Source organism: Streptomyces sp. NPDC042259 (assembly GCF_055582085.1).
Genome location: NZ_JBVJDW010000011.1, coordinates 272,053 through 298,498, shown reverse-complemented (window position 1 = coordinate 298,498; position 26,446 = coordinate 272,053). Strand labels below are relative to the sequence as shown.

At 68.2% G+C, this 26,446-nt stretch carries 19 protein-coding genes and 2 pseudogenes; 8 read left to right on the top strand and 13 right to left on the bottom strand.

The genetic code is table 11. The features are described 5' to 3' along the window. Window positions 1-729 precede the first annotated feature (729 nt). Entirely contained in the window at window positions 730-3,246 is a 2,517-nt protein-coding gene (locus ACZ6MA_RS27215) for a helicase associated domain-containing protein (RefSeq protein ID WP_469436703.1), read from the top strand. After that, a complete protein-coding gene (locus ACZ6MA_RS27210; protein WP_469436701.1) occupies window positions 3,246-3,437 on the top strand; it encodes a hypothetical protein in 192 nt (63 codons plus the stop codon). The genes ACZ6MA_RS27215 and ACZ6MA_RS27210 overlap by 1 nt, the downstream gene beginning before the upstream one ends. 123 nt (window positions 3,438-3,560) lie before the next feature. Here ACZ6MA_RS27210 and ACZ6MA_RS27205 read toward each other — a convergent pair whose 3' ends face one another. Next, entirely contained in the window at window positions 3,561-4,007 is a 447-nt protein-coding gene (locus tag ACZ6MA_RS27205) for an RICIN domain-containing protein (RefSeq protein WP_469436699.1), read from the bottom strand. A 951-nt stretch (window positions 4,008-4,958) separates the two neighbouring features. Between ACZ6MA_RS27205 and ACZ6MA_RS27200 the strand changes: the two genes are divergently transcribed. From ACZ6MA_RS27200 to ACZ6MA_RS27190, 3 genes and pseudogenes are all read left to right on the top strand, one after another. Next, window positions 4,959-6,629 (top strand): bifunctional 3'-5' exonuclease/DNA polymerase, encoded by a 1,671-nt coding sequence (locus ACZ6MA_RS27200; RefSeq protein ID WP_469436696.1) that lies wholly within the window; start codon window positions 4,959-4,961, stop codon window positions 6,627-6,629. A gap of 272 nt (window positions 6,630-6,901) precedes the next feature. Then, a pseudogene (locus tag ACZ6MA_RS27195) lies at window positions 6,902-7,014 on the top strand (FAD-dependent monooxygenase); the annotation flags it as partial. A gap of 1 nt (window position 7,015) precedes the next feature. After that, window positions 7,016-7,171 (top strand): annotated as a pseudogene (locus ACZ6MA_RS27190) (CGNR zinc finger domain-containing protein); the annotation flags it as partial. On the opposite strand, the gene ACZ6MA_RS27185 reads toward ACZ6MA_RS27190, so the two are convergent. From ACZ6MA_RS27185 to ACZ6MA_RS27155, 7 genes are all read right to left on the bottom strand, one after another. Then, on the bottom strand, window positions 7,137-7,802 hold the full coding sequence (locus ACZ6MA_RS27185; RefSeq protein ID WP_469436715.1) for a ScbR family autoregulator-binding transcription factor: 666 nt from the start codon (window positions 7,800-7,802) through the stop codon (window positions 7,137-7,139). The pseudogene ACZ6MA_RS27190 and the gene ACZ6MA_RS27185 sit on opposite strands and share 35 nt — an antisense overlap. Before the next feature lie 5 nt (window positions 7,803-7,807). Then, window positions 7,808-8,629, bottom strand: a complete 822-nt coding sequence (locus ACZ6MA_RS27180) for an AfsR/SARP family transcriptional regulator (RefSeq protein ID WP_469436694.1) — start codon at window positions 8,627-8,629, stop codon at window positions 7,808-7,810. A gap of 255 nt (window positions 8,630-8,884) precedes the next feature. Beyond that, window positions 8,885-9,535, bottom strand: coding sequence for a ScbR family autoregulator-binding transcription factor (locus tag ACZ6MA_RS27175; protein ID WP_469436692.1), 651 nt, complete (start codon window positions 9,533-9,535; stop codon window positions 8,885-8,887). Beyond that, window positions 9,528-9,653, bottom strand: a complete 126-nt coding sequence (locus ACZ6MA_RS27170; RefSeq protein WP_469436690.1) for a hypothetical protein — start codon at window positions 9,651-9,653, stop codon at window positions 9,528-9,530. The genes ACZ6MA_RS27175 and ACZ6MA_RS27170 overlap by 8 nt, the downstream gene beginning before the upstream one ends. Window positions 9,654-9,905: 252 nt before the next feature. Further along, window positions 9,906-10,751, bottom strand: coding sequence for an SDR family oxidoreductase (locus tag ACZ6MA_RS27165; protein WP_469436688.1), 846 nt, complete (start codon window positions 10,749-10,751; stop codon window positions 9,906-9,908). Between the two features lie 20 nt (window positions 10,752-10,771). Beyond that, window positions 10,772-11,971 (bottom strand): cytochrome P450 family protein, encoded by a 1,200-nt coding sequence (locus ACZ6MA_RS27160; RefSeq protein ID WP_469436686.1) that lies wholly within the window; start codon window positions 11,969-11,971, stop codon window positions 10,772-10,774. Between the two features lie 186 nt (window positions 11,972-12,157). Further along, the gene (locus ACZ6MA_RS27155) at window positions 12,158-12,838 is read right to left on the bottom strand and encodes a ScbR family autoregulator-binding transcription factor (RefSeq protein WP_469436684.1); all 681 of its coding nucleotides are present in this window, start codon (window positions 12,836-12,838) and stop codon (window positions 12,158-12,160) included. A 147-nt stretch (window positions 12,839-12,985) separates the two neighbouring features. On the opposite strand from ACZ6MA_RS27155, the gene ACZ6MA_RS27150 reads away from it, so the two are divergent. The 3 genes from ACZ6MA_RS27150 (at window position 12,986) to ACZ6MA_RS27140 (ending at window position 16,815) form a co-directional block, all read left to right on the top strand. Continuing rightward, on the top strand, window positions 12,986-13,963 hold the full coding sequence (locus tag ACZ6MA_RS27150; RefSeq protein WP_469436683.1) for a ScbA/BarX family gamma-butyrolactone biosynthesis protein: 978 nt from the start codon (window positions 12,986-12,988) through the stop codon (window positions 13,961-13,963). Between the two features lie 408 nt (window positions 13,964-14,371). Beyond that, window positions 14,372-15,703, top strand: coding sequence for a helix-turn-helix domain-containing protein (locus ACZ6MA_RS27145; protein WP_469436681.1), 1,332 nt, complete (start codon window positions 14,372-14,374; stop codon window positions 15,701-15,703). Further along, window positions 15,700-16,815 carry a winged helix DNA-binding domain-containing protein gene (locus ACZ6MA_RS27140; protein WP_469436680.1) on the top strand — a complete coding sequence of 372 codons (1,116 nt, stop codon included), beginning with the start codon at window positions 15,700-15,702 and terminating at the stop codon, window positions 16,813-16,815. Before ACZ6MA_RS27145 ends, ACZ6MA_RS27140 begins: the two co-directional genes overlap by 4 nt. 243 nt (window positions 16,816-17,058) lie before the next feature. On the opposite strand, the gene ACZ6MA_RS27135 is transcribed toward ACZ6MA_RS27140, so the two are convergent. The 5 genes from ACZ6MA_RS27135 to ACZ6MA_RS27115 are packed head-to-tail and all read right to left on the bottom strand — an operon-like array spanning window position 17,059 to window position 26,445. Then, window positions 17,059-20,121, bottom strand: a complete 3,063-nt coding sequence (locus ACZ6MA_RS27135; protein WP_469436678.1) for a condensation domain-containing protein — start codon at window positions 20,119-20,121, stop codon at window positions 17,059-17,061. A 50-nt stretch (window positions 20,122-20,171) separates the two neighbouring features. Next, a complete protein-coding gene (locus tag ACZ6MA_RS27130) occupies window positions 20,172-23,585 on the bottom strand; it encodes a non-ribosomal peptide synthetase (protein WP_469436676.1) in 3,414 nt (1,137 codons plus the stop codon). A gap of 57 nt (window positions 23,586-23,642) precedes the next feature. Then, the gene (locus ACZ6MA_RS27125) at window positions 23,643-24,467 is read right to left on the bottom strand and encodes an SDR family oxidoreductase (protein WP_469436674.1); all 825 of its coding nucleotides are present in this window, start codon (window positions 24,465-24,467) and stop codon (window positions 23,643-23,645) included. Between the two features lie 38 nt (window positions 24,468-24,505). After that, entirely contained in the window at window positions 24,506-25,597 is a 1,092-nt protein-coding gene (locus ACZ6MA_RS27120; protein ID WP_469436673.1) for a M20/M25/M40 family metallo-hydrolase, read from the bottom strand. After that, complete coding sequence (locus ACZ6MA_RS27115; RefSeq protein WP_469436671.1) at window positions 25,594-26,445, bottom strand: [LysW]-aminoadipate kinase; 852 nt, start codon at window positions 26,443-26,445, stop codon at window positions 25,594-25,596. Before ACZ6MA_RS27115 ends, ACZ6MA_RS27120 begins: the two co-directional genes overlap by 4 nt. Window position 26,446: the final 1 nt, after the last annotated feature.

Sequence of the window (26,446 nt, the reverse complement as noted above, 5' to 3'; positions counted from 1 at the left end):
CCCGCGGAGCGGGTACCATATCGCTGCGCGATATGCAAGCGAACACTCGCGCTGCGCGCGAGTGTTGCGCTCCCGCTCCGCGGGAGCGCTGGCGGGACGCTGCGCGTCCCGCTCAACCCGAGCGCTGCGCGCTCGGGTTGACGCTCCGTTCGCTGCGCTCCCGGAGCTGCGGGACGTTGTCCCGCAGCCGGTCCTGCGCTGCGCTTCGGACCGGCTCATGACGGGGCCGGCCTCCGGCCGCCCGGTGGCCTCCGCTGCGCTCCAGCCACCCAGCACGCTCCGCGTGCCTAGACGTGCCGAGCTCCGCGCGGCACGCCGACGGGCCTGACGGCCCGAGCTGCAGCGGCGGGAGGGGGTGGCGGGAGTCGAGCGAGTGACGGGCCGCGGGGGGCTCCGGAGAGAGTGAGCCGGACTGAGGGGGCGTCAAGGCTTCGGATTGGGTTGCGATAAGGCAAGACTAACGGCTTTCATCCACGCTAGGGGAATTTCGGCATTCTGTGTGCTTCATTTTTAAGAGCGGGATAGACTCTGGACTCAGAGCACACCACCCCGGACAGCTCCGGAGGGTCATCGACATCCATCACAGGGCCTTGCCGGTGCTCCGGTGAGGCAGAGATTCAGCCGACCATGTCAGTTCAACCGTAGCTCTTGTGGATCTCTCTACGTGCAGGTTCCCGTTTCCCGCCGCCCGAATCGACCCGACGGTACCCCAGGAGAAGGCAGGCGAATATGTCGAGCACAAACCGCGCTGACCAGCGCGAGGCAGCCCAGCGAGAAGCCATTGACGCGGTCGTACGCGCCCTCGAATTGCCTGCAAGATCACTTGTGCCCGAACGAGGGCTTCGAACACAGGTGATCATGGCGACCGGGTCCGGGAAGACCCGGGTGGCGGTCCGCAGCGCGGAGGAGCTCCACGCGGGCCGTGTCCTGGTGCTCGTGCCCTCGCTGGACCTGCTCGCCCAGACCGAGGCCGCGTGGCGCGAGGGAGGCCGCCAGGGCCCGATGATCGGGGTGTCCTCCCTGCGGGGGGAGGAGGTGTCCTTCCCCAACACAACGGCCGTGGACGAGCTGGTGGAGTGGGCGCGGGGCCTGGAGAAGGTGACGGTGTACGCCACGTACGCGAGCCTCGGTCTGGGCACGCTGGAACGGGCGCACGCCGCCGGCCTTTCGGCTTGGGACCTGATCGTGGTGGACGAGGCCCACCGGGTTTCGGGCCGGATCGGGAAGCCCTGGGCGGTTGTCCACGACAACCAGAAGATCCCCTCCCTGCGCCGTCTGTACATGACGGCCACGCCGCGGCTGTGGCAGCTCGGGGACGAGGATGAAGCCGGCGCACCCGGCGAGCTGGTCGCGAGCATGGACGACGACCCCGACGGCCCCTTCGGCAGCAGGGCGTTCACGCTGACCCTCTCGGAGGCCACCGACCGGGGAATCTGCGCCCCCTACCAGGTCGTATGCGTGGACATCACCGACACTGCCCTCCAGGCCGCGCAGCTCCTGGGCGCGGAGGGCCGCTCGGACCAGGTGCGCGGGGCGCGGCTCGCCGCTCTGCAGACCGCCCTGGTGAAGGCGTCGGCCGAAGAGGGCTTCCGCCGCACGCTGGTCTTCCACCATCAGATCCGCGAGGCCGAGGCGTTCGCGGCCGGCCTTCCCGACGTCGCCGCGCAGCTGCACGCCGCCGACCCCGAGCTGTACCCGAAGACGATCTGGGCGGACTGGCTGTGCGGCGACCACAAGCCGCTCCACCGCCGCCGGCTTCTCGGGGAGTTCGCGGCCGGGATCGCCACGGACGGCACCGTGGTGGAGAAGTGCTTCCTGTGCTCGGTGAAGGTCCTGGGCGAGGGCGTCGACACCAAGAACTGCGACTCCGTGTACTGGGCGGAGGTACGCGGGTCCATGCCCGACCTGGTCCAGGCCGTGGGGCGGGCGCTGCGCATGCAGCCCGGCGAGGGCAAGGTGGCCTCCCTCGTCGTCCCGGTGCTGCTCGGGCCGGGCGAGACAGCGGACAACATGCTCACCTCCCGTGCCTTCGGCGGGCTGGCCAAGCTGCTAGAGGCGCTGCGGGCGCACGACGCCAGGATCGTGGAGAGCCTCGCGGAGCAGCAGGCCCCGAGCCGCTACAAGCCCGTAGCCAAGGACGAGCGCGGAAAGGGCACCGGCGGGAGCGGCGAGGGTTCCGGGGGCGTCAGCGCCCCGGCCAAGGCCCTGTTGAAGTTCTCCACGCCGCGCGACCCGGCCGCCCTCGCCGCGTTCATCAACCTGCGCGTCCTCAACCCTGAGCATGAGCACTGGAGGCGGGGGGTGGAGGCCGCGGTCATCTTCGCCCGTGTGCACGGCGACCTGCGGGTGCCGTGCACGTACCGCGTGCCGGAGGGCGAGGAGGCCGAGGGGGTCGGGTGGCCGGCCTCGCTGGCGAACTTCCCGCTGGGGCAGTGGACCGCCGACGCGCGCCGGTTCTATGCCCGCGGCGACATGGACGAAGACCGCATCGCCCAGCTGGAAAAGCTCGGCATGATCTGGTCGCACTACGACGTCGCATGGGAGGAAGGCCTGTCCGCCGCGCGCGGGTGGGCCGCCGAACACGGCCACCTCCTGGCCCCGCTGGACGCCGCCCACCAGGGCTACAAGGTCGGCATCTGGCTAAAGAACGCCCGCGCCGCCGCCCGGCGCGCCCAGGAGCTCGAACAGCGCCAGGCCGAAGGACTCCCCGTCGACTCGTGGGCCAGCGCCCTGTCGCCGGAACGGCGCGAGCAGCTGGAGGACATCGACCCGTCCTGGTGCCCGAACCGGCCGGTCACCTGGCAGCGCTGCTTCCACCTCGTCCGGATGCACCTGGACGCCGGCGAGGCGCTGCCCACCAAGACGGGCGACGTCGTCCGCCAGGGCGAAGACCTCGGACGATGGGTCAAGGCGCAGCGGCTGGGCTGGGAGAAGCTGACGACCGTGCAGCAGTGGATGTGCGAACACATCCTCGGGATCCAGCCCGCCAGCGAGGACGAGAAGCCGAAGCCCCGCCCTACGCAGGCCGACAAGTGGACCGCCAACCTCGCGGCCGCCCGGCAGTTCTTCGAACGCGAAGGACACCTCCAGGTCCCCCGCAAGCACGTCGAGACCGTGCTCTCCGAGGACGGCTGGGAGCTCCAGTTCCGTCTCGGGGCATGGATCAGCAACCAGCGGAGCAGGGCCGCCACGCTGTCCCCGGAACGGGTGGAGCAACTGTCCGCGATCGGGATGCGGTGGTCGTGATGGGCATCGTCGTCACCGCGGCCGCCGCGCTCGCCGCCGGCTATCTCCTCGGGCGACTGCGCCCCTGGCGGCGTGCGGGTGACTGGGCGGCCGATCAGGTCCGCTACATCGGGCCGTGGGTCCGCGGCGGCGCCGCCCGCCAGGCCGTCGTCGTCCTGGTCCACGCCGTCACCGCGCCGCGCACCAGCTGACGCATCATGCGCACCCCAGCCACCAAGACCCGAGCACCCACGCCCAAAGAGAAGACCAATCCGACGCACCCTACGGCACCCGCAGCGGCCCTGGGACGCTCCGACGGGGTGGGGCCGCGAAGGTCAGCTCCAGCGCTGGTGCTTGATGCCGCCGTCGAAGTCTGCGTAAACAGATCCGTCCGGCCTCGCTCCGAGGGTGAAACGCGTGGCCTTGTTCACCAGCCGCCAGCCTGAAGAGTCCTTGACCTCACGCCACCTCTGGTTCTTTCCGCCGTTGCACTTAAGGGTGTAGACGGTGTGGTCCCGCTTGCTGTCGAGACACCACCCGTCGGTGCTGTTCGTGAGGGTATAAGTCCCGTCGGAGTGCTTCGTCTCGCGCCAGTTCGTAACCCGGAAGTGGCACCCATCTGTCTCGACCACATCATGGATCGAGGAAAGGCACTTGCCGGTTTTCTTGTTCTTCCACTGAACGGTCCTGCTGGCGGCCTGCGCCTGCCCAGAGCCCGTGACGATGAACGTCGGGGCAAGGACTGCCGTAGCTAAGAACATGCCTATCAGACGCTTCTTCACAAGTTGCTCCTTTGCATGGTGAGACGCGAGAAAATCTATGGTGCGTGCACCGAAACGTCAACGACATAAGTACGAAGCTCGCACGAACGTGCAGATTGGTGTGCGAAAGCGTCGCAATGAGCCCAACAGCACTGCCGTTCCGACGAGTTGAGCGTGAACGCGCACAGCACGTGGCCTGGTCGCAGGCCGCCGGAATCGGACACGAGCAGGCCGACGACATCGTGGTTCGTCGGTGAAGGCTGGGGCCAGAAGGGGTGGCGGCGTGCCGTCGCTTAAGCAGGACACGCGGCCGCCTAGGGTGTGGCGTACGGGCTGGGACGGTCCGAAGGCTGGCAATCCTGCTGCGCACGCACGGGCCGGGCAGCAGGCCCGCCTCGCACGGCCGGTACGCGCTGATCGGACAGCCCGAGACCCTGGTCATCATCGAGCGGATGAAGAACGCCCCGTTCCTCCTGCGCGGCCAATGGGAGAAGGAGCTGGAGACCGTCTTCCTGGACGACCTCGAGTTCGTGTGGGGGCCGCGCATCCGCCTCAGCCAGTGAGCAGCCGGGAACAACAGCGGGGCCGGACAGGGTGATCCTGGCCGGCCCCGCTGTCATCTGGTCAGAAGTGCCGTTCCCGAGACAGTGGAGCGGGGTGGGGTGTACCGGCCTGTGACAGCTATGGCCGTCGCATGCACCGCGCCACGACAGTCACCCCTCCCTCACTCAAAGCCCAACCAGAGAAAACACACCCATCTGGCATGCCGTCACCGACACCCACCCACTGACACCAAACCGGCACATCGCAGAGAACCCTGAGGGGCCGGTGCGGTGAGGCAGCCGTTGATGAGGTGGCTGCGGTACTGGATCCTGCGGAGGCCGCACCCAGCGTCAGCGGAGGCGGCGGAATACCGCGAGGGGAGCACCCCCAGGCAAGCCCCTTGTCAGACCCTGGTGCGAGACTTCTGGCGTGAGATGGGCAGTGGCGGCGGGGTCAGACGGTGCGGGTGTCCAGCTCTGTCCGCTCGACGGTGCCGGGCGTGCCGCCGGCCCTCTGGTGGTCGAGCGGAGCCTGGCCGAGGCCGTGCGCTCGCGGCCAGAGGTGTATCGGTGGGTATGGAGGTCCACCACGCAGGTGTATGAGGAGTTGCTCTCGGCTGGTGTGCGCGTGGAGCGGTGTTATGACGTGGAGGCTGCCGAAGCGCTGTTGATCGGCCACGAGGAAGGCCAGTCCGGTCAGCCGCGTTCTCTGGCGGCCGCTTGGGCGCGCTTACGCGGGCTGCCGGTACCGGCGGATCCGCCGCTGAGGGCGGCGGATCCGCAGCCGTCACTGTTCGAACCAGGACCGGTTCCCTTGCCGCCCGGGGTCGATGGGTTGGAAGCACTCCTGGAGGTCTACCAGGGCCAGCTGGCCCGTACGGAGCGGCTGGAGCATTCCGGGCGGATGCGGCTGCTACTCGCCGCGGAGTCGGCAGGCATGTTGGTGGCGGCCGAGATGGGGCGGGCTGGGGTGCCATGGCGTGCGGACGTGCATCGCCAGTTGTTGGACGAACTGTTGGGGGAACGATATCCGGGTGGTCAGGAGCCGCGGCGGCTGTCCGAGCTGGCGCAGGAGATATCGCGGGCGTTCGGCGAGCGTGTGCGGCCTGATCTGCCAGCCGACATCGTCAGGGCCTTCGCGCGTGCAGGGGTTTCTTTGTCCTCGACGCGTGCCTGGGAGCTGCGGCGGGTCGATCATCCGGCCGTGCCGGCGCTGCTGGAGTACAAGAAGCTCTACCGGATATACACAGCCCATGGTTGGTCGTGGCTGCAGTCCTGGGTCCGTGACGGGCGGTTCCGGCCGGAGTACTTGCCTGGTGGCGCGGTCTCGGGGCGATGGACCACCAATGGTGGCGGGGCGTTGCAAATTCCCCGGGTGATCCGTCGGGCGGTGATCGCTGATCCGGGATGGCGGCTGGTTGTGGCGGACGCCGACCAGATGGAACCGCGCGTCCTGGCGGCAGTCTCGCGTGACCGGGGGCTCATGGACGTCGCGAGCAGTGGCCGTGATCTGTACGCGGATCTGGCCGAGCACGCCTTCGCCGGTGACCGAGACAAGGCCAAGCTCGCCATGCTGGGAGCGATCTATGGTCAGACTTCTGGGAACGGTCTCAAACACATGGCCGACCTGCGCCGACGCTTTCCCCTGGCCGTCGCCTGCGTGGACGACGCAGCTCGAGCAGGCGAGGAGGGTGGGTTGGTTCGTACATGGTTGGGCCGCACGTCCCCTCCCTCATCCACCGCTGACCACGACGAAGCAGGGCTCCCCCAGGAAGAAGACTCCACAGTTCCTGGCCTCACAGCCGGCGTTCGCGCCCGCGGCCGGTTCACCCGCAATTTCGTCATTCAGGGAAGCGCCGCCGACTGGGCACTGATCGTGCTCGCCGCGCTGCGGCAGTCGCTGGCCGGGCTGTGCGCCGAGTTGGTCTTCTTCCAGCACGACGAGGTGATCGTCCACTGTCCAGAGGAGGAAGTAGAAGCGGTAGCGGAAGCGATACGGATGGCTGGTGACCATGCCGGACGGATCGTCTTCGGCGAAACACCCGTGCGGTTCCCCTTCACCACAGCCGTGGTCGAGTGCTACGCGCACGCCAAGGCCTAACTGCTGAGCTTGGCGCATAAAGTCAACTTCATCCGCCTCCGGTCGCTGTCGGCTGATTCACGGATGATGGAATCGTGGTGCGGAAGAGAGAGGTGTCTGCGCTCGATGGGGGCGGAGGGGTTACAGATGAGATGAGGGGTGGCTCGTTCTTGTCTCACCCCAAGATGCTCGGCTTTCACATCTGTGTGCTTCGTCGCCGTCGCTGCACGCCTGGGCGCATTCGGTTCGCGGCGGTACGCGATGCAATGGCGAAGGGACACCCGTATCCTCGCGGGCACGCCACTCACATTCACTCACCTCTTGGTGGGCAGGGGCTCAACATTGGCCTCGGCGACGCCGTGAACCTGGGTGGAAGCTCGCGGCGGCCGTGAACGACTACGCACCATTTGATCTTGGTCGTCGCATCGCGCCCGGGTCAACGACGGTGGTGCGCGATGCGGGGCTGCGGCAATCGTCACAAGGTGCGGGCGCTGCGAGACCCGGCGCAGCACCTCGCGGGGGTTTCCGTCACCCTGTCGAATCCTGAAGGCGCCACTCGGTGAGGCTGTCTTCCCACCCACCGGGCGCAGAGCTACGCAGCCTTCCTTCGGGTCTGCTGCGGGCTACGCCATTCAATGCCAGGTCCCACACGGCTTCCAGTCGACCCGCGATCTGGCTGTACGGCATACCGCTCCAGGCGTCGGCCTCGGTTCCGGCGATGAAAGCTGCTACCAGGGCTTCGAAGGCCTGGTCCGTTAGCTGGTCTTGCAGTAGCCGCTCTGCTCGGGCTTGGCGGATTAGGTTGCGCGCCGCCATGACACAGAACAGGTGGTAGTCAATGAAGTGGGATTCGTGCCCAACCCGCTCACGGCCGATTCGGATGCTTGCTCGGACTGTGGGTTCGAAGGACACCCAGTACGCCAGCGCGTGCGTCACGTCGATCAGCGTCTGCAGTACTGACTGTTCACGGCGACAAAGTTCGCCGATCGTGACGTTCAGCAATGTACAACCCCGCTTTTGCACCGCTGTCGCCAGTTCGCTCTTCGAGGAGAAGTGAAAATAGACGGCTCCTTTCGTTGCCTCCGCCGCTGCGCTGATGTCACTGAGGCGTGCTTCTGCGTAGCCGACCTTGTCGATCACTTCGGCTGCCGCTGACACCAGCTTCCGGCGTGTCCGCTCTGACCTGTCTTGCATATTGATCACCCAGCCATTAGCGGTTGCCTCTGGTGCTGCTGTGTTGTTTCTTCGTACAGAATCGGTGAAGCGGTGAGCACCGCGTGCTGGAGTTCGCGAAGCTGCATGGACGGTTCGAGCCCGAGGTCGGTGACGAGTCTGCTGCGCAGGCGCTGGTATGCCTCTAGCGCTTCCGTTCGTCTTCCGGACCGGTAGAGGGCGACCATGTACTGGGCGTAGAGGCTCTCGTGGGTGCTGTGTTGCTGGACCAGCACGGAGAGTTCGCCGAGGAGTTCGCGGTGGCGCCCCTGTCTGAGGTCGAGCCCTATCCGCCGGTCGAGGGCGCAGAGCCGCGCTTCCTTAAGTCTGTGTGCTTCCATCTCGAGCAGCGGGCCGACTTGGACGTCCGAGAAGGCGGGGCCGCGCCAGAGGGCGAGTGCTTCTCTCAGCCGGCACGCTGCGCCTGCGGCGTCACCGTCGTTGAGGGCCTTGTATCCAGCAGCGGCGAGGTCTTCGAACTCCTGGACGTCCTGAGTTCCGCCCTGTATGTCGAGGAGGTAGCCGCCGGGGCGGGTGACGAGCACCTGCTTGACGTCCGTCGTCACTCCAGCCTGGCGCAGGGCTGCGGCGACCGCGGCCCGCAGCTGCATGACGTAGGTCTGCAGAGTGGCCTGGGCGCTACGCGGCGGGTTGTCGCCCCAGAGCTCCCTGATCAGTGACTGGGTGGGGACCACCTGCCCGGCGTGGATCGCGAGGATGGCCAAGAGTTGGCGGGGCTTCGCGGCGCTCGGCACCACAGAGGCTCCGCGTTCGCTCGCCTCGAGCGGCCCGAGCACTTGAACATCCATCGTCTCTCCCGTTTCGAACAGCCCCTGGTGTGCGTGACCGCAACCGCCTCTATTAAAAAACCATACAACCGGTTTTTCAAGTCGCACCACGGTACCCGTGGCTCGATCCGACCATCCATTGCGCCCAAGTCGTGCGGAGTACCACAAGCCATGCGAACACGGCATTTCATAGAAAGACGGGCGGAGCGCATGGCATGACAAGGCGCCTGGGAGGCGCCGAACGTCCCGGGGAGTGCGGGTAGAGGTAGGACTTACTTATGCCCACCTGCCGGCCCAGGCCCTTAGCGCCTGGGGGCCGGGCCCGTGCGGGTTGAGCTGGCTGCAGACCTTCTCCACTGCGAGCCGCGGCAGGATCAACTCCCAGAATCTTCCAAGAGTTTCCCGGGAGAGCCACTGCCGGTCCTTGCGCCCGAGTAGCTCGAATCCCAGCGTGGAGGCGACCAGCGTTGACGTGACGTCTCGAGGAGAGATGCCTTCGGTCAGGGCCCCTTCGACGTCCGCACGGGTCGAGACGGCTTCGACCCAGTCCCGCCAGCGTCTCTGAAAGTCGGTGCCGTCCTTGCGCGTCACGTCGCTCGAGAGCTCGAAGCCCGCTCGCACGACGATGTCCTCACGCAGAACGACGGCCAGAGCGTGAGTGGTGTCGATGAGCCGCTGCATGGCGGACTGCGCCTGGTATGGAGGGTGGCTGGTGAGGGACTGCAACACCTCTTCGGTGTAGCCCTCTATGGCCTCGGCCAGGTCGCTCTTGTTGGCGAAGTGAAAGTGCAATGCCCCGTTGCTCACGCCCGCTTGGGAACTGATTGCGGCAAGGGTGGCCGGAGCGAACCCGTCCCGCACGAAGACCACCGCGGCAGCGTTGATCAGTGCCCGCCTGGTTCGGATGGCGCGTTCCTGCTTAGGCACTGCGCACTCCCGCCTTACGGCGGACGCGCAGCTGGACGACCGAGGTGTCGGCTTCGCTACTGAAAGTCCCGGCGGGGTGCTGGACGCGCGGGGACGCCACCTCCAGAGATCTGGACATATGACCTGATACCATCACGAAACGTCCGTTCAAGAGATCAGCGGCGACCCTACGACCCCCCAAAGTCGTTCAGCTGATTACTGTAACAAACCAATGGACCGGTTTTTGAGTGGGTCAGACTGGTGGACTACTGACCGGTGAGAGCCGGCAGGAGCCTCGGCAGCAGGACTCGAAGCAAGGCCGTCAAATCAACTGTAGGGCGGCAGCGCGCGAGCGCTGCCGCCCTACAGTTGATTGCACGTCAGTCGACGACTAACGAAAGTATGCCCGGTGATCGCTGGCCCAGGTGTGAAACACGCGCGGCGCGCAGCCGGTGACCGTCTCGACGTCGTGCTCCACTCGCTCTTTGCTGCCGAGGAGTTGACGTTCGGCACTGTCCAGCAGCGCCTGGACCACAGGCTCCGGGTATCGCTCCAGCATGCTGCTGCGGGCTTGACGATAGGTCAGCTCCTTAAAGCGAAGGGGGCGCCCGAGCACACGCGCCAGCTGTTCGGTCTGCTCATATGGCGAGACGGACTCCGGCCCGGTGAGGCGGTAGACCTTTCCTTCATGTCCCGGTGCCGTCAGGGTTCGCACCGCGACGTCGGCGATGTCGCGGGGGTCGACGCACGCGTTGCGCGCTTCCCCGTGCAATGACCACACCGTCCCGCTGGTCCGGATCGAGGGAGCCCAGGCCAAGGTGTTGGACATGAAGGCGCGAGGGCGAAGCACCGTCCATGCGAGTCCCGAGGCCTGGAGCCTGTCCTCGCACTCCCTGTGCCAGCGTGTGATCAAGTCGTCCGCTTCCGGATCCTCGACCGCCAGGGCGGAGAGGCGCACCACTCGGTGGACTCCGCTCTCGCGGGCTGCTTCGATCAGACGCTCGTCACATTCCGGGTGAAAGGGGTCAGGCACTACCGCGAAGAGGGCCGCGACTCCCTCCAGAGCTCTCTTGAGGACTTCCCTGTCCTTGAAATCTGTTTCGACTACCTGTCCCGGCAGTCCCATGCGGGCGGCTTTGGCCGACTGCCTGGTGAGCACTCGGACAGGATGATTCTCGGCCAGGCGCCGTGTGACCTCACGTCCCACGGTCCCTGTGGCCCCCGTTACTGCGATCACGCTTTCCCCTTTGAGAGCGCTCAGGCGACTCGGACGGTTGCCGGCTTCAGAACGACGGGAAGGGAGGTGTAGCCGTTGGTGATGAACGATTCCAAGGGTTCCAGGGCGCCTTGCGGGCGGGCGAGCGTCATCTGCGGGAAGCGGGCGAAGAGAGCAGGCAGAGCGATGGCCGCCTCCATGCGGGCCAGCGGCGCTCCGATGCAGTGATGGGCTCCGTATCCGAAGGCGACGTGGTCCCTGCGTGTCGCTCGCGTGATGTCGAATGCTTGAGCAGTGGGCCCGTGACGGTCTTCATCGTGGCCGGCGGCGGCGTAGGAAATCATGATCGGGTCGCCCGCACGGATCAGCAGCCCGTCGAGGTCGATGTCTTCGACCGCGTACCGCAGGGGCAGGTGGGCGATCGGTGCCCGGGCCCGCAGCGTCTCTTCCACGGCGTCCTGCCATGACGCCCGCCCGTCTTTGATCAGTTCCAGCTGATCGGGATGGGTGAGGAGTTCGACGATCGTGTTGGCCAGGAGATTCACGGTCGTCTCGTGGCCGGCGCCGATCACCAGCAAGAGGGTGTCGACGAGTTCCTGTTCGCCGAGCCGCGAGCCGTCCTCGGCCTGGGCTGCGGTCAGGGCTGAGGTCAGGTCGTCCGCGGCTTCCGCACGCTTGGCCCCGACCAGGTCGGCCAGGACTGCATACACGGACCTTTGTGCGGCTTGCGCTTCCTCGGCGGTTGCCGATGTACGCATGAACTCGTCGACTCCGGCACACAGGACGGGACGGCTTTCCTCAGGGACGCCGAAGAGTTCGCAGATGACGTGGATGGGGAGCGGGTGGGCAAAACCTGTGCGGAGATCCGTTTCCCTGCCAGCCGGAACCTCCCCCAGGCGAGTCAGCAGGTGCTCCGTAATGGTTTCGACGCGCGGCCGCATGGCTTCTGTCCGGCGTGCGGTGAAGGCTCCCGCGATCAGGCGGCGGAGCCGGGCGTGGTTCTCGCCGTATGCAGTCAGCATGTTCTCGACGGAGACCCAGTGGTACAGCGCCCAGTCGGGGCCAATGCGCCCGTCGGTGAAGGCAGGCCAGTGTTGCTTGGGGTCCTTGGACACTCTGGGGTCACGCAGCACCCGCTTGACGTAGTCGTGGCGGGTGACCGACCAGGCCGTGACACCGCCAGGCAGTTCCACGAGGGCGGCCGGTCCCTGCCGGCGCAAGATCTCGGCTTCGCCTGCCATGTCACGTCCTGCCAGGTCAAGAAGGTGTGGGCAGCGAGAAGAGTTCATGAGCCTGCTCCGATCCTTATGCGTTGCACATTCGGCGCAGGGGAGGTCTCGGCGTAGAGGCGTCAGGTTTTGGCCCGCCCCCCCCTGCGTCAATCGCTCGGGCCTCCACCTGCTCCGGTTCAGAGAACGGGATCGCTCCTACGTGATCTCAGTCTGCGGCGCGACGGCCCGCCTCTTCATCGCCGCCTCGTAGACACGTGCGCCACGGTCGGGGGCGATGTCCAGTTGCACGAGGACCCCCGGCGTGGCGATGGCAGTCATCACGAGTCTGTAGAGCACTGACAGGCGTACGTCGAGGTCTTCGCGGTTCGTCATGGCCTGGGACATCAGCTGGACTCCGCCGAAAGCGCCAACGAAGAGGGCGGCGACCTCCTGCGTGTCGACGTGGGGAAGCAGTTCACCATTGCGCTTGGCGGCTTCGAAGAGCTGGACGCTTTCGTGCGTCCAGGCACGGTAGGGCTCGCTGCGGTCCACGCCCTCGCGTGTGCCCTGCTCCACTGTCAGGCTCACGCTTCCCCGGAGCACCGGCTCGCGCGGGAGGAGGTAGCCGAGCAGCAAGCCGCGGTCTACGGCTTCTTGGAGCACCAGCCCCTGCGGCGGCACCTCGGGGACTGCGTGGACCTGCTCCTCCAGGACGGCTTGGGCGAGCTGTTCCTTGGACGCGAAGTGGAAGTACAGGGCTCCGCGGGTCATGCCCGACCGGGCAATGATGTCGGAGATCGTCGCTGCTTCGTACCCGCACTCGTCGAACACTGCGGCGGCGGCGTTCACGATCGCCTTGCGCGTTCGTACCGCTCGTTCTTGACGCGCCATCGACATACACTCTCATCTCCCCCCAAAATCGGACTTACGTGGCATTAAGCAAACTGGCCACATTGGCTTGATAAGCATACCGGTGAGTACGTATCTTATCGACACGGCGGGACACTCCGCCGCCACCTACGCACTGGGGATTGCGAGAGGTTTATGGCCCTGCTGACGCTTCAGTCCGGCACGACATCCACGCTCATGGGACCGGCCGGGGGGCCGTCAGGTCTTCCCGCGACGCGCGGACTTACGGCCACAGTCCCGAGGGAACTCGTCCATCGCGCCTGCCATGCTGAGGTCTTTCTCAGCAGCTGCACCCGACGAGACGCCGCACACTTCTCCCTGACCGGCCAGTGGCCCAGAGCCCACACCTTCTTCACCTCGGTCGACGGGACGCGGCACGACCCCCTTCAGGCCGCGGAGACCATCAGACAGACCGGGCTCTACCTGGCCCATGCAGAGTTCGGCGTGCCCCTTGGGCACCAGTTCTTGATGTGGGACCTCCACTTCACCGCGTTCGAGGAGCACCTCGCGATCGGGAGCACGCCGAGTGACCTCGACCTGGAGGCCCACTGCACCGATCTGCGCTGGAAGGGGAACCGGCTGGCTGAGTTCCGGATGGAGATCACGATCTACCGGCGCGGGCAGGTTGCCGCCACCGGCGGTGGCCGGTTCAGTTGCCTCACGCCAACTACCTACCGACGCATCCGCGGTGACCTCTTCACCGCCGACTTCACGGCCATGACCCCGCACAAGCCCGTCACTCCCGCGAGCGTCGGGCGCACCCTGCCCGTCGACATCGTGCTCGCGCCCGGTGACGGTCCCAGGCGCTGGCTGCTCAGCCCTGACCCCCGGCACCCGATCCTCTTCGACCACGGCGGGGACCACATCCCCGGCATGGTCCTCCTGGAGGCCTCACGTCAGGCCGCTACCGCGTTGACGGCTCCCCTGCCCGTGACCGTCCACACGGCGTCCACCGTCTTCCACAAATACGCCGAATTCGCCAGCCCCTGCTGGATCGAGGCCGGGCTCTCACCGACGGATGAAGCGGGGAGTCTCCAGGTCAAGGTGACGGGCATACAGGACGGAAGTCCCGTCTTCACCAGCGACCTCGTCGTGCGGGCTTCCCTCTCCTGAATGCACATCCGCCGTTCAGCGCGAGAGCAAGACCGGGCTCGATGACGCCACCCCAGCAAAAAAGAGCGGGGCGGAAGCCCATCAATGCTTCAGCCCCGCTCTTTTGACGCATCCCAGTGCACCACCACCGGGACGTCAGCCCCGGGCTGTCGACAGCAGTAACCAACCAGGCCCCGAGGACCACATAGGGCACCATCCCAGTGGGTCTCACAGAGTTTCAGGGGCTTTGTTTTTCCTGAAGAGAAGACGCCATCCATCATGCAGTACCCAACTATCACCGGCCAGCCCAGGTCGCTTGACGGACGGATCCTTTCCCGTTCGTTTACCGCACCATCTACTTCTGCCGCGCCCCAGCCACCGTCCGGTACACCGGTTCGCAGGCAACGCGTGAAGGTCCCTCTGCGCCTTGTGACCCAGCCGTCCTCATCCGACGTGGCGTTGAGCGTCTACATGAAGGTCGCGGCTCTCGCGCAGCAAAGCGGCGCCTGCACGGCGAAGATAGAAACGATCGCCCGCTACTTGGGCGTGAGTACGTCGTCGGTGGAGCGTGGCTGTGCCGAGCTCTCACGGCCTGGTCCGGACAACGTGGTGGAGCTGACCTCGCAACGCCGTTCGCTTCGTGGTGGGCACGGCACGAGTGCCCTGCGTACGGTTCGCCCGCTCAAATCCGGCGAGCGGTTCGTCTGGCTTCCCGTCATGGCCTGCGAGCGGCTGACACCGCGCCAGCTGCGTGCTTACGCGGTCATCAGCTATGCCGTGACGCGTCGGCTTCCCCTGTCCGAGGCCGAGATAGCCCGGCACCTGCCCCACCACAGGGGCCGGCAAGCCGGCAGACCGGTGACGGCGCACACGGCAGGGCGACTGGTCGACCAGTTGGAAGAGATGCAGTGGATCACGGTCAGCCGTCGTTCCGGCGCCCGAGGACGGCATGTGTTCACCGCCCATTCCAGCCCTCTCGCCGGCGACGCCCCCGTGGGGGAAACCGCAGCGGAGGCGGCGTCTCCTGACCGGCCGACTCCGGTGGTGGATGAGGGGTCGGCTTCCGTCATTCGTGACGGATCGCTCGTGTATAAGGAAGACCCAGGAGATACATCACCTGAAGAGCCGGGGGCCGTCTCGCCATCCGCCGGAGGCGAGACACAGCTCGTAGCGCGCGAGCAGCCTGTGGACGACCGCACAGGTCTAGACCAAAAACAAACCGACCATCCGACCTGTAACGTGAAGCCGAGGTCGCACGGCGCACCCGCGTCGCCGTCTGCCGCGACAAGCCGGCCCTACCGCGGACCTGCTCTGAGTTTCAGCGGGCGCGTCCACCTGGTGCTGGAACCGGTCCGCTGGCTGATGGCGCGTGTCACCAACGTTTTCGTGGCCCGCAAGATCGCTCGGGAGATCGGCCGACAGCTCGACGAACAGGGCGCGACCCCGCAGCGGCTGCGCCACCGCCTGCAGGCGAGGTGGGCCACCACCGACATCCAGGAGATCCGGGACCCCGGACGCTGGATCCTCGGCGCAGCGCTGCGGCGCTGGGGCTGCCCCAATCCCGACTGCGAGTCAGGGATCCTGTGGTCGTCCGGCAACCGGTGTGAGATCTGCGAGGAGCTGCGGAGCCGCCGCAGGCGCGCTGAGGCCCGGCAGGAGCGCTCTCCAGAAGCCTTCCAGCAACGCTCCAGGCCGCGGGATGCCCATGCGACGGCGGCCAGGCAGACTACGAAACCCGAACTGAGGGGAGTGTTCCTATGAAGGTGACCCAGGCCCAGGTGCTGGCGTGGAGGCTCCGGCAGCAGAGCCTGACGCCACGCACCACCGCGACGGTGGAGCAGCTTGTCGGACAGCTAGCAGGCGTGCAGGCGCAGGTCGCCTCATCCGCGGAGCTTGCCGTCTTCACTCGTCAGCGCAAGCCCCGGGCGAGCGCGGTCCGCGATGCCCTGGAAGCACGCTCGGTCGTCAAGACCTGGGCGATGCGTGGCACCCTTCATCTCCTCACGGCGGACCACATGGGGTCCTACCTCTCGCTGATGGCCGCGGCCCGCACGTGGGAGAAGCCTTCGTGGCAGAAGACGTTCGGCGTGACTCCCAACCAGATGAAGGATCTGGGCGCGGCTGTCGATGAGGCTCTGGACGGCCAGGTGCTCACGCGCCAGGAGCTGACCACCGCACTGATCGAGCGCGGTGGCTTTGAGGCCCTGCGCCCGCAGCTCACATCGGGCTGGGGCACGGTCTTGAAGCCTCTGGCTTGGATGGGGCGTCTGTGCCACGGGCCCAGTCAGGGCAATAAGATCACGTTCGTTTCCCCGCGGTCGTGGCTGCCCGGATGGAGCGGCATACCCGACCCGGAGGAGGCGGCCCGCATCGTCATCCCCGCCTACCTGGGATCGCAGGGTCCGGCTACTGCGGAGACGTTCGATGCGTGGCTGACGCGCAACTCGTCCCGCAAGGCGGCTTTGAGGGGCTGGTTCGCTTCGCTGGGCGGCCAGCTGACGCAGGTCGAGGTGGACGGCGTCCCCTGTTACGCGCGGACGGAGGATGTCGAGGCGCTTGGCAAGACCAAGCCCTCTGAGGAGGTCCGGCTGCTGGCCGGCTTCGACCAGTACGTCCTGGGGCCGGGGACCGGTGACACCCGGATCGTGTCCGCCGACCGGCGCAAGGCTGTCAGCAGGACGTCGGGGTGGATCTCCCCCATCGTCGTCCACCGCGGGCGCGTCGTGGGTGTGTGGGAGCTGGAGGACGGCAAGGTCGACGTCCAGCTCTTCGGCGAGGAGACCGAGGTGCCGAAGAAGGCCCTGGAAGCCGAGGTCCAGCACCTGGAACTGTGCACGGGCGTGGTGCGCAACCTTTCCGTACGGACCGTATGACCGGCCGACCCGGGCAGGCTCGCCGGGCGAGGGCGGTCGGGCCGGTGCGTGCGCGGGGACATCATCGGCCCCGGGTCCGGCCTTGGCGGAACGGTTGCCGTCGGTCGCTGATGCGGCTAATGCAGCGTTTTGACCCGCCTCTCGATCCAGCGGCACCGCGCTCCGGGGACTGACCCAGTGGACGCGTGGAGAGGGCAGCGGGGTGGTACGGAGCAACGCGCCGTACCACCCCATCCCGGTCCCTCAGCCGAGGTCGAACGCGGACAGCGGAGTGTCGGCCCCTGTTCCGGTGAGTGCCTGACCCAGGATCGCGAGCACGTCGTCGATCCGGCGCAGTCCGGTCTTCTTCTCCCACAGTTCCGTGTTGAGCTCCACCGCCACGCTCAGCCGGTCCGGGTGGGCCTGTCCGTGGAAGGCCATGTCGTAGCGGGCGGTGCCGTGAGAGACGAGCTCGTACTCGGCGGTGACGCTGGGCAGGTCCAGCGGCATCCACGTGGCCAGTTGCAGCTCGCAGGTGATCTGGAAGAGCGGAAGCCTGTTGTCCGCTCGTTCCGGGCGGACGGCGTCGACGATCTCCGCGAGGGGCAGTCGCTGGTGGTCGTACGCCTCCAGCAGGCGTTCGCCGACGCGGCGCTGGAGTTCCCGGAACGTCGGGTCGCCCGAGCAGTCCACCCGCAAGGGCAGGACGTTGAGGAAGCAGCCGATGAGCTGGTCGGCGCCGGGCTGAGTGCGGTTCTCGCACGGGATGCCGATGACGATGTCGTCCTCACCGCTCATGCGGTGCAAGAGGGTGGTGACGGCCGTGAGGAAGACGCTAAAAGCCGTCGTGCGGTCCTTGCGCGCCGTTGCCGCCATGCGGTCGAAGAGCTCGCCGGGGCCCCAGCCCTGCAGGAACTCCCCCTCGTGGGAGGGCTTGAGGGGCCTGGGCCGGTCGGTGGGCAGGGTCAGCTCCCGCGCTCCGGTTAGCTCACGGGTCCAATAGCGGCGCAACCGGTCGCCCTCGGCACCGTCGAGCAGCGCCTGCTCGTCGGCGACCAGGCCAGCGATGTCCGTGGACAAGGGCGGCAGCCGGTGATCACGACCTTCGGCCCTGGCCCGGTAGAATTCGGACAGTTCTCGCATAAAGACGGTCATGGCCACCTCGTCCGTCACCAGATGGTGGAAGAGCAGGTGCAGTACGTGCTCCTGCTCGCCCAGCTTGACCAGGCGTGCCTGGAACAGCGGGCCCTCGGCGAGATCGATGGGGGTGTGCGCCGTCTGCTGCCGCATCTCAGCCGCGGCTTGAAGCTGTAGGGCCGGCGCGAGGCCGGAGAAGTCCACCACGGGGACTTCGGTCTCCAGGTGGGGGACGATGCGCTGGCGGGGCTCGGCGTCCACCTCGACGAAGGTGGTGCGCAGGGCCTCCTGCCGGTCGACGACATCGGCGACGGCGGCACACAGCGCTTCGGCGTCGAGCGGGCCCCGGAGCGTGAGGAGCATGGGCACGGTGTGGGTGAGGGAGCCGGGTGCCATCTGCTCCGCCAGCCAGATCTGCAGCTGGGACGCGGTGAGGGGGACGAGGCGCGGGCCGGCGGGCTGCTCGCTGGTGCCAGTGGGGGTCTGCGGGGTCTCAGTGGTGTGCAGGGGGTCTGCCTGGGCGTCGGCGATGGCCTGGACGAGTTCGCCGAGCCCGGGATTGAGCCGTTCGAGCTCAGAGTTCAGGAGGGCGGGGGTGGGGTTTTCGAAGAGGGTGCGCAAGGGAACGTCGACGGCCAGGACTTCGCGCAGCCGGCCGACGAGGCGGGCGGAGAGCATTGAGTGCCCGCCGAGCACGAAGAAGTCGTCGTCCGGGTCGGCGGCGTCGAGATCCAGGGTCTGTGCCCACATTTCACAGATGAGGCTCAGGAGTGCCGAGTCGTTGTCGCCCTCGGTCCGGAGGGCCGTCTCCTCGTGCGCGGGAACAGGAGTTTCCACGGTCGTGACGGGAAGCTCGGACATCGGCAGCCGCGGATCGGTTACCCAGGTGCGCAGCACGTCGGCGTACTGGCTGAACAGCTCGGTAACCGCGGTGTGCTCGAACAGTGCGGTGTCGTACTCCACCCAGGCTCGGACGGCTCCGGCGGAGACGGTGATTTCGGTGATGGTGTCGAGTCGGCCGCGGGTGCGGTCGACCTCGACCGGTTCGGCGTGGAGGCCGCCGAAGGCATCGGTCTCCATGGGGGACAGTCGAGGCAGGAACAGGTGCTGCACCAGGGCGTTGCGGGCCGGGGACCGGCCGCCGCCGGGCACGGCGAGCTCGATGATGCGGCCGAGGCTGAGGCGACCGTGACCTGCGGCTTCCATGACGGCGTGGGAGCAGCGGCGGATCAGTTCGTCGTAGGTGGGGTTGCCCGTGGTGTCCAGGCGCATGGGCACCGTGTTGGCGAACTGCCCGACGACGCGCTCCAGCTCGGCGGCGTCCCGGCCGGGAACCATGGTGCCGAGCACGAAGTCGTGCTGGTCCGTGCGGCGTGCGATGAACGCGCTGAATGCTGCGAGCGCCACGACGTAGGTGGAGGTCCGGTGTCTGCGGGCCAGGGCCTGGAGCGGTTCGGCGAGGTCGTCGCCGAGGGAGCATTCGACGCGTGTGCCGTCCGTGCGCTTGACCGCGGGGCGGGTTGTTGCAGGGCTCAGGTCCAGGACGGTCGGTACGTCCTGGAGGACCTTTCGCCAGTGGTCGGCCTCGGCCGGCTCTGCTGCCTCGCGGGTCTCTCGCTCCCACACGGCGTAGTCGCCGTACTGGAGCTCGGGCTCGTCGATGCCGGAGGGCAGACCGTGGGTGAAGGCGGTGTAGTCACGGATGACCTCGTCGAGGACGATCGCTGCGGAGGCGGCGTCGCACACCAGGTGGTGGCAGGCGAGGACGAACAGGAAGTCGTCGTCGGCCAGCCGCACCAGCAGGGCACGGAAGAGCGGGCCGGCGGCCAAGTCGGTGGGACGCTCGACGAAGCCGGTGGCCAGGGCTCGTGCGGCCTCTTCGCGCTGTGCGGCAGGGACGTCGCGCAGGTCGGTGGTCTCCAGGGGCGGATCGGCCGGCGGGGGCAGTACGCGCATGGCGGGCACGCCGTCCTGCGGCAGGATCACTGTGCGCAGGGCCTCGTGCCGGGTGACGGCGCTGAGCAGGGCGCGTTCCAGCGCCTGGGAGTCGAGGGTGCCGGTCAGGCGCAGGGCGCCGGACTCGGTGTAGAGGGTGCGGCCGGTCTCGAGCGTCTCGGCGAACCAGAGTTGGGCCTGTGCCGGGGTGAGGGGCAGGAGTTCTTCGACGGTCTGCTGGGTGTCGTGCGGCATGGTGAGTCCTCGCTGGGGTGAGTGGGTCCGGGCGTCGGGGAGAGACGAGGTCACTTCTCGTCCAGCGCGAAGAGCATGGCGTCGATCTCGGCTTCGCTCAGGCCGGCGAGGGCGGTGTCCTCGTCGACCGTCAGGCCGGGGCCGGCGTCGTAGGCGGTGGCGTCCGAATCGACCGCTGCTGCCATGTCGCGCAGCACGGCGTGCTGGAAGAGCGTGGCGATGGGCACTTCACGGTGCAGGCGTTCCCTGATGCGGGATACGAGCTGGACCACCATCAGGGAGTGTCCGCCGAGGTGGAAGAAGTCGTCGTCCTGGCCGACCCGGGGCAGGGTGAGCAGTTCCTGCCAGATGGCGGCGAGTGCGATCTCGGTGGGGGTGGTGGGGGGTACGTGGACGCGTTCGGTGGTGGTGCGTCCGTTTCCGGGGGTGGGGAGGGCCTTGCGGTCCAGTTTGCCGTTGCGAGTGAGCGGGATGCTCTCCAGAGGTTCGTAGAGCGCGGGCACCATCCAGTCGGGGAGGGTGCGGGAGAGGGCCCGACGCAGGTCCCGTGCGGAGGGCTGCTGGTCGGCGGCCTTGTCGGAGGGCACGTAGTAGGTGATGAGGCGCTGGGTGCCGGTCGCGTCGGGTCCAGCCACGACCACCGCGTCGTCGATCTCGTCGAGCCGGGAGAGTGCGGAGCGGATCTCGCCGAGTTCGATGCGGTGTCCGCGGATCTTGACCTGATCGTCCGCGCGTCCCAGGTAGACCAGTTCCCCGGCGGGGAGGCGTTTGGCCAGGTCGCCGCTTCGGTACATGCGGGCCCCGGGTGTGGGGCTGTACGGGTCGGGGAGCATGCGTTCGGCGGTCAGGTCGGGGCGTCCGAGGTATCCGCTCGCCACGCCGGCGCCGCCGACGAAGAGTTCTCCGGGTACGCCGGGCGGTACCGGCTGGAGGTCGTCGTCGAGCACGTACAGGGAGAGGTCAGGCAGCGCTTCGCCGATGACGGAATCGGTGGTGTGGACGTCGGCCACGGTCACCAGGCGGTGGGTGACGTGCACGGTGGTCTCGGTGATGCCGTACATGTTCACCAGCCGCGGGCTTTGGTCGCCGTGGGCGTCGAACCACTCTCCGAGGGTGGCCGGGTCCAGTGCTTCGCCGCCGAAGATGACATGGCGCAGGGGCAGGCGGTCACCGCGGTCGAGGACGATGCGGCTGACCTGCGCGAAGGAGGACGGTGTCTGATTGAGGACGGTGACCTGTTCGCGGGCCAGTAGGTCGGTGAACTCGTCGGCCGCACGGGTGATCCAGTGCGGGACGACGACGAGTCGGCCGCCGTGCAGCAGGGCGCCCCACAGCTCCCACACGGAGAAGTCGAAGGCGTGGGAGTGGAACAGCGTCCACACGTCCTCGGGTCCGAAGCCGAACAGGGCCTCGGTGGACGTGAACAGCCTGATGGCGTTGGCGTGACTGACCACGACGCCCTTGGGGGTGCCGGTGGAGCCGGAGGTGTAGATGATGTAGGCGGGCGAGTCGGGTCCCACCGCTGACGGCGGCAGCGGGTGGTCCGGCTGTGCGGAGAGCTCTTCGCCACAGGCGTCCAGGAGTAGCGCCGGCGGTGTCGTCCCGTCGTAGCGGGCGTGGAGATCCGAGGTCGTGACGACCGCGACGCAGCTGGAGTCGGTGAGCTGGCGCTCGGTGCGCCGGGGCGGGGTGTCGGCGTCGATGGGCACGTAGGCGGCGCCGGTCTTCAGGACGCCCAGAATCACGGCGGGCAGGTCGGCGCAGCGGTCGAGGTGGACGGCGACGTTGTGGCCGGGGCCGGCGCCGAGCGCACGAAGGGCGTGGGCGAAGCGGTTGGAGCGTCGCTCCAACTCTTCGTAGCTGACCTGCTCGTCCTCGAAAGTCACGGCGGTGCGCTGGGCGTGCTGCGCTGCCTGCTGGGTGAACCGCTCGTGGAGGGTGTCGCCGGGGGGTGCGGAGGCGGTGGCAGGGCGTCCGAGCATGCGCCGGCGTTCCTGGTCGCCGAGCAGGTCGAGTTCGCTGACGGGGGTGCCGGGGCGGCGGACGGCGTCTTCGAGGAGGCGGTGCATGCGGTCGAAGAAGGCGCCGACGGTGCTGTCGTCGAACAGCTCGTCGTTGTAAGGGAGGTATCCGGTGACGGTGCCGTCCTCCTCCCACAGCTCGGCCATGATGTCGTAGTGGGTCGCTCCCCCGCCCAGGTCCGCGAATTCGGTGCCGATGCCGGGGAAGGCGGGCGGGAGCGGGGCCGAGTCGCGCAGGCTGAAGGACGTCTGGAAGACGGGGGTGGAGCCGGGGACTCGGCGGGTGTTGAGGGCCTGCACGAGCATTTCGAAGGGCAGATCCTGGTGGGTGAAGGCCTGCGTGGAGGCGTCCTTGACCCGGCGCAGGAGCTCGGTGAAGGTGGGCCGGTCACTGAGGTCGACGCGGATGGGCAGCCAGTTGAGGAAGTAGCCGATCATCGATTGGACCTCGGGCCTGGTCCGGCCGGCCACGGGCACGCCGACGACGATGTCGTCCTGGCGCGTGTGGCGGGCGAGGGCGGCGAAGTACCCGGCGAGGACGGTGACGTGCAGTGTCGCGCCCTCTTGCTGGGCGAGAGTGCGCAGGCCGCGGGTGAGAGCGGGGGCGAAGCGCACGGGGTGGAAGCGTCCGCGCGTGCGGCGCTCGATCCGCCGGGGCCGGTCGGTGGGCAGTTCCAGCAGGTCGGGGGCGCCGTGCAGGGTCTGTTTCCAGAATTGCAGTTCTCGCTCCAGCCGTGCGCCGGTGAGGGTGTGGCGCTGCCAGTCGGAGAAGTCGGGGTAGTGCAGGGCCGGGGCGGGGGGCTCGGGGCTGCCCTGGGTGTGTGCCGCGTACGTCTCGCCCAGCTCGGACAGGAGGATGCCCAGGGACCAGTAGTCCGAGACGATGTGGTGCTGGACGATGAGCAGCAGGTGCTCTTCGGCGGCGGTCCGGTAGACCCGCACCCGCAACAGGGGGCCTCGGGTGAGGTCGAAGGGTTCGAGCACCGCGGCGGCCGCGCGCTTCTCGGCCTCCTGCCAGGGGGCGTCTTCAAGGGTCAGGTCGTCGAGGGAGACGGTGATCTCGACGTGGTCCAGGACGGTCTGTGCCGGGCCGTCGGGGGTCTCGGTGAAGACCGTGCGCAGGGCCTCGTGGCGTTCGGCGGTGCGCTGGACGGCCTGCTGGAAGGCGTCCAGGTCCAGGGGGCCGGTCAGGCGCAGGGCGGTGGGTACGTGGAAGACCTCGCGGAAGGGCACGAGGCGGTCCATGAACCACAGGCGCTCTTGCTCGTAGGACAGGCGCGGACTGCTGGCGCCGGTGGGGCGCCGGGTGATGGTGTCGTCGGTCGTCGGCTCTGCCTCGGCACTCTCGGCCAGCAGCTGCAGGGCCAGTTCGCGGCGTCGAGGGTCCAGTTCGGCGAGGCGACGGGCTATCTCGTCGTCTATGGTGAAAACGATGTCGGACAAGGGAGGTCTCCGTACGGGCTGGGCGGTCTCGGTCGAGGGGCGATGGGCGTGGTGGGGTCAGCGGGCGGTGAACCCGCCGTCCACCACCAGGCAGGTGCCCGTGACTCCGCCGGCGGTGTCGGCGGCGAGCCACAGGCAGGCCTCCGATACCTCTCGGGCGGTGACGAGCCTGCGCAGTGCGTGGTAGGAGGCGGAGCTGCGCTCGTAGTCCTCCAGAGTGCTGCCGATCGATGCGGCGACGGCGTCGGTGCTGTGGGTGTGGAGGTCCGGATCGGCCTCGACGGTAGTGGGGCACACCGCGTTCACCCGGATGCCCAGGCGCCCGTACTCGAGGGCGAGGGCCTTGGTGAGGCCGACGACGGCGTGCTTGGAGGCGACGTAGCTGGAGAACATCTCGAAGGCGACGAGGCCGCCGGTCGATGCGGTGTTGACGATGGAGCCGGCGCGCCGTTCCACCATGTGGGGCAGGACGGCGCGGGCGCAGCGCCAGGTGCCGTTGATGTTGACGTCCATCACCAGCTGCCAGTCCTCTTCGCTGAGCTGGTGGGACATCACCCCGCCGGGGGTGAGCAGGCCAGCGTTGTTGATGAGTACGTCGAGGGCGCCGAATTCCTCGATGCCGGCGGCTACCGCGTCGTCGATCTGCTGCTGGTCGCGGACGTCGGCGACGGCTGTGACGACTCTGCTGCCCAGGCGCCGGCATTCGCGGGCGGTCTCTTCCAGGAGCTTGCGGCCGGACATGGGGTACGGACCGCCGGTGTCCCGTGCGAGGTCGGTGAGGACGAGGTCGGCGCCTTCCTCGGCGAACAGCAGTGCGTGCGACCGGCCCAGGGCACGGCCGGCTCCGGTGATCATGACGGTCTTGTTGTCGACGCGCCCCATGGCGGCAGACTCCTTCGCGGTGGCGCTCCACGCCCGCTTCAAGCGGCGGCGTGGAGGAGGGGACGGGCGGGCAGCAGTGCGGGCAGGGCGGGCAGGGCTTCGGCCAGGACGTCGATGGACCGGTACAGGTCGGGGATAGCGATGTGTTCGTCGTCGGTGTGGTCCAGGTGCGCGTTGCCGGGGCCGTAGGCGACCATCGGTACGGGCCACTGGGCGTCGATGACGTTCATGTCCGAGGTGCCGGCTTTCAGGCGCAGGACGGGGCGGGCGCCCTGGCGGCGGATCGCGGCTCGCAGCGAGCGGGCCACGGGGTCGGCGACGCCGCGTCGTACGGCGGGGACGCGTTCGTCGAGCCGGGCGACGGCCTGGACGGCGGAGTCGTCCACGAAGCGCTGGAAGCGGTCGAAGTCGAAGCCGACCGGGACCCGGCAGGTGATGGACGCGCTGGCCGCGCGGATGTCGCCGTCGAGCTGGACGAGGGTGGCCGATGCCGCGTCGAAGGAGACGCCTTCGTGTCCGTAGGAGACGTCGTGGATGTATCCCTTGACGCCCTGCCAGAAGCGGTTGGCGGCTTCGACGGCGGTCTCCTCCGGGCTGGAGGTGTGCATGGGTGGGCGCCGGACCTCGTAGTCGACGCCCACGCGGCCCTTGTATCCGAGGCAGACGCCGTCCCAGCCGCTCGGTTCGCCGATGACGACGGCGTCGGGTGCGGCAAGGGTGCGCATCAGGTGTCGGGCGCCGCGGGAGCCGGGGACTTCTTCGCCGACGGCTCCGGCGACGATGATGCGCAGGTCGGGGTTGGCCTGTGCGGCGAGTGCCGCCGCGCAGGCCATGGCCACCAGGGGGCCCTTGGCGTCGACGGTGCCGCGGCCGTAGAGGAGGTCGCCGACCTGGCAGACGGCGATGTCGCCGGGCACGGTGTCGATGTGCCCGAGGAGCAGGATGGTCGGGGCGCCGGGCGGGCCGATCTCGCCGACGGCATTGCCGACCGCGTCGACGTGGGCTCGCAGGCCCAGTCGCTCCATCTGTCCGGCCAGGTGGGCCGAGGCGCGGGCTTCGCCGCCGGAGACGGAGGGGATGGACACCAGCCCACGAAGCAGCCGGGTGGGGTAGTCGCCGAGCGGGTTCACGCCGGGCTCCTCAGGCTTGTCGGGGAGGTGGCCGTCACCAGGCGGGTTCCGGCGTCGCCGCGCAGGGCGGCGCGCACCGGCTCGGTGCCGGTGCCCGGGGCGATGGTCACCACAGGGATGCCGCCGGTGTGGGCCTGGCTCGCTGCGCGGATCTTGTGGCGCATGCGTCCTTGGATGCGGGCCGAGCCGGGCAGCTCCTCGTCGGTGAGGTCCTGCGCGTCGAGTGCACGGATCAGGCTGTGCGCATCATCGGGGTCGCGGAGGACTCCCGGGGCGTTGGTGAGGAGCAAGAGCGCTTCGGCGTGCAGTGCCAGGGCGAGGGCGGATGCGGTCCGGTCAGCGTCGACGTTGAGCAGCGTTCCGTCCTCCGCCGCTGCGGGCGGCGAGAGCACGGGCACGATGCCGGCGTCCAGCAACGCGGACAGCGCCCGCGTGTCGGCTCGTACGACGCGTCCGCTGAGGTCGTCGCGTATGACGCGGACGCGGTCTCCGTCCTGCACGCGCAGGGCGCTCTTGCGGACGGCGGTGAGGATGCCCGCGTCAGCGCCGGAGAGTCCTGCGGCCATGACGGCGCGTCGCCTGAGCCCTGCGACGAGCTGGGGCTTGACGCGCCCGAGGAGGGCCATCGTGAGGGCGTCGAGGGCGTCCTGATCGGTGCGGCGGGCACTGGTGCCGTCAGGGGAGCGGAGCTGTCGCGGAGGTGTGCCGAGCCGGTGGGCGAGCCGGTCGGCCTCCTGGCCGCCGCCGTGGACGAGCACGATGCGGTGCCCCTGCGCGGCCAGTGCCGCGACGTCGTCGAGCACGGGCCCGGTGTCCAGGTCACTGCCGATCTTGATGACGAGAGTCATG

What these genes read in the sequence shown, in the direction of transcription:
- ACZ6MA_RS27115 (WP_469436671.1), bottom strand. Translation starts at nt 26,445, where the DNA reads ATGACTCTCGTCATCAAGATCGGCAGTGACCTGGACACCGGGCCCGTG.
- ACZ6MA_RS27140 (WP_469436680.1), top strand. Translation starts at nt 15,700, where the DNA reads ATGAAGGTGACCCAGGCCCAGGTGCTGGCGTGGAGGCTCCGGCAGCAG.
- ACZ6MA_RS27180 (WP_469436694.1), bottom strand. Translation starts at nt 8,629, where the DNA reads ATGGATGTTCAAGTGCTCGGGCCGCTCGAGGCGAGCGAACGCGGAGCC.
- ACZ6MA_RS27150 (WP_469436683.1), top strand. Translation starts at nt 12,986, where the DNA reads ATGGCCCTGCTGACGCTTCAGTCCGGCACGACATCCACGCTCATGGGA.
- ACZ6MA_RS27135 (WP_469436678.1), bottom strand. Translation starts at nt 20,121, where the DNA reads ATGCCGCACGACACCCAGCAGACCGTCGAAGAACTCCTGCCCCTCACC.
- ACZ6MA_RS27215 (WP_469436703.1), top strand. Translation starts at nt 730, where the DNA reads ATGTCGAGCACAAACCGCGCTGACCAGCGCGAGGCAGCCCAGCGAGAA.
- ACZ6MA_RS27170 (WP_469436690.1), bottom strand. Translation starts at nt 9,653, where the DNA reads ATGTCCAGATCTCTGGAGGTGGCGTCCCCGCGCGTCCAGCACCCCGCC.
- ACZ6MA_RS27125 (WP_469436674.1), bottom strand. Translation starts at nt 24,467, where the DNA reads ATGGGGCGCGTCGACAACAAGACCGTCATGATCACCGGAGCCGGCCGT.
- ACZ6MA_RS27155 (WP_469436684.1), bottom strand. Translation starts at nt 12,838, where the DNA reads ATGTCGATGGCGCGTCAAGAACGAGCGGTACGAACGCGCAAGGCGATC.
- ACZ6MA_RS27160 (WP_469436686.1), bottom strand. Translation starts at nt 11,971, where the DNA reads ATGGCAGGCGAAGCCGAGATCTTGCGCCGGCAGGGACCGGCCGCCCTC.
- ACZ6MA_RS27185 (WP_469436715.1), bottom strand. Translation starts at nt 7,802, where the DNA reads ATGCAAGACAGGTCAGAGCGGACACGCCGGAAGCTGGTGTCAGCGGCA.
- ACZ6MA_RS27210 (WP_469436701.1), top strand. Translation starts at nt 3,246, where the DNA reads ATGGGCATCGTCGTCACCGCGGCCGCCGCGCTCGCCGCCGGCTATCTC.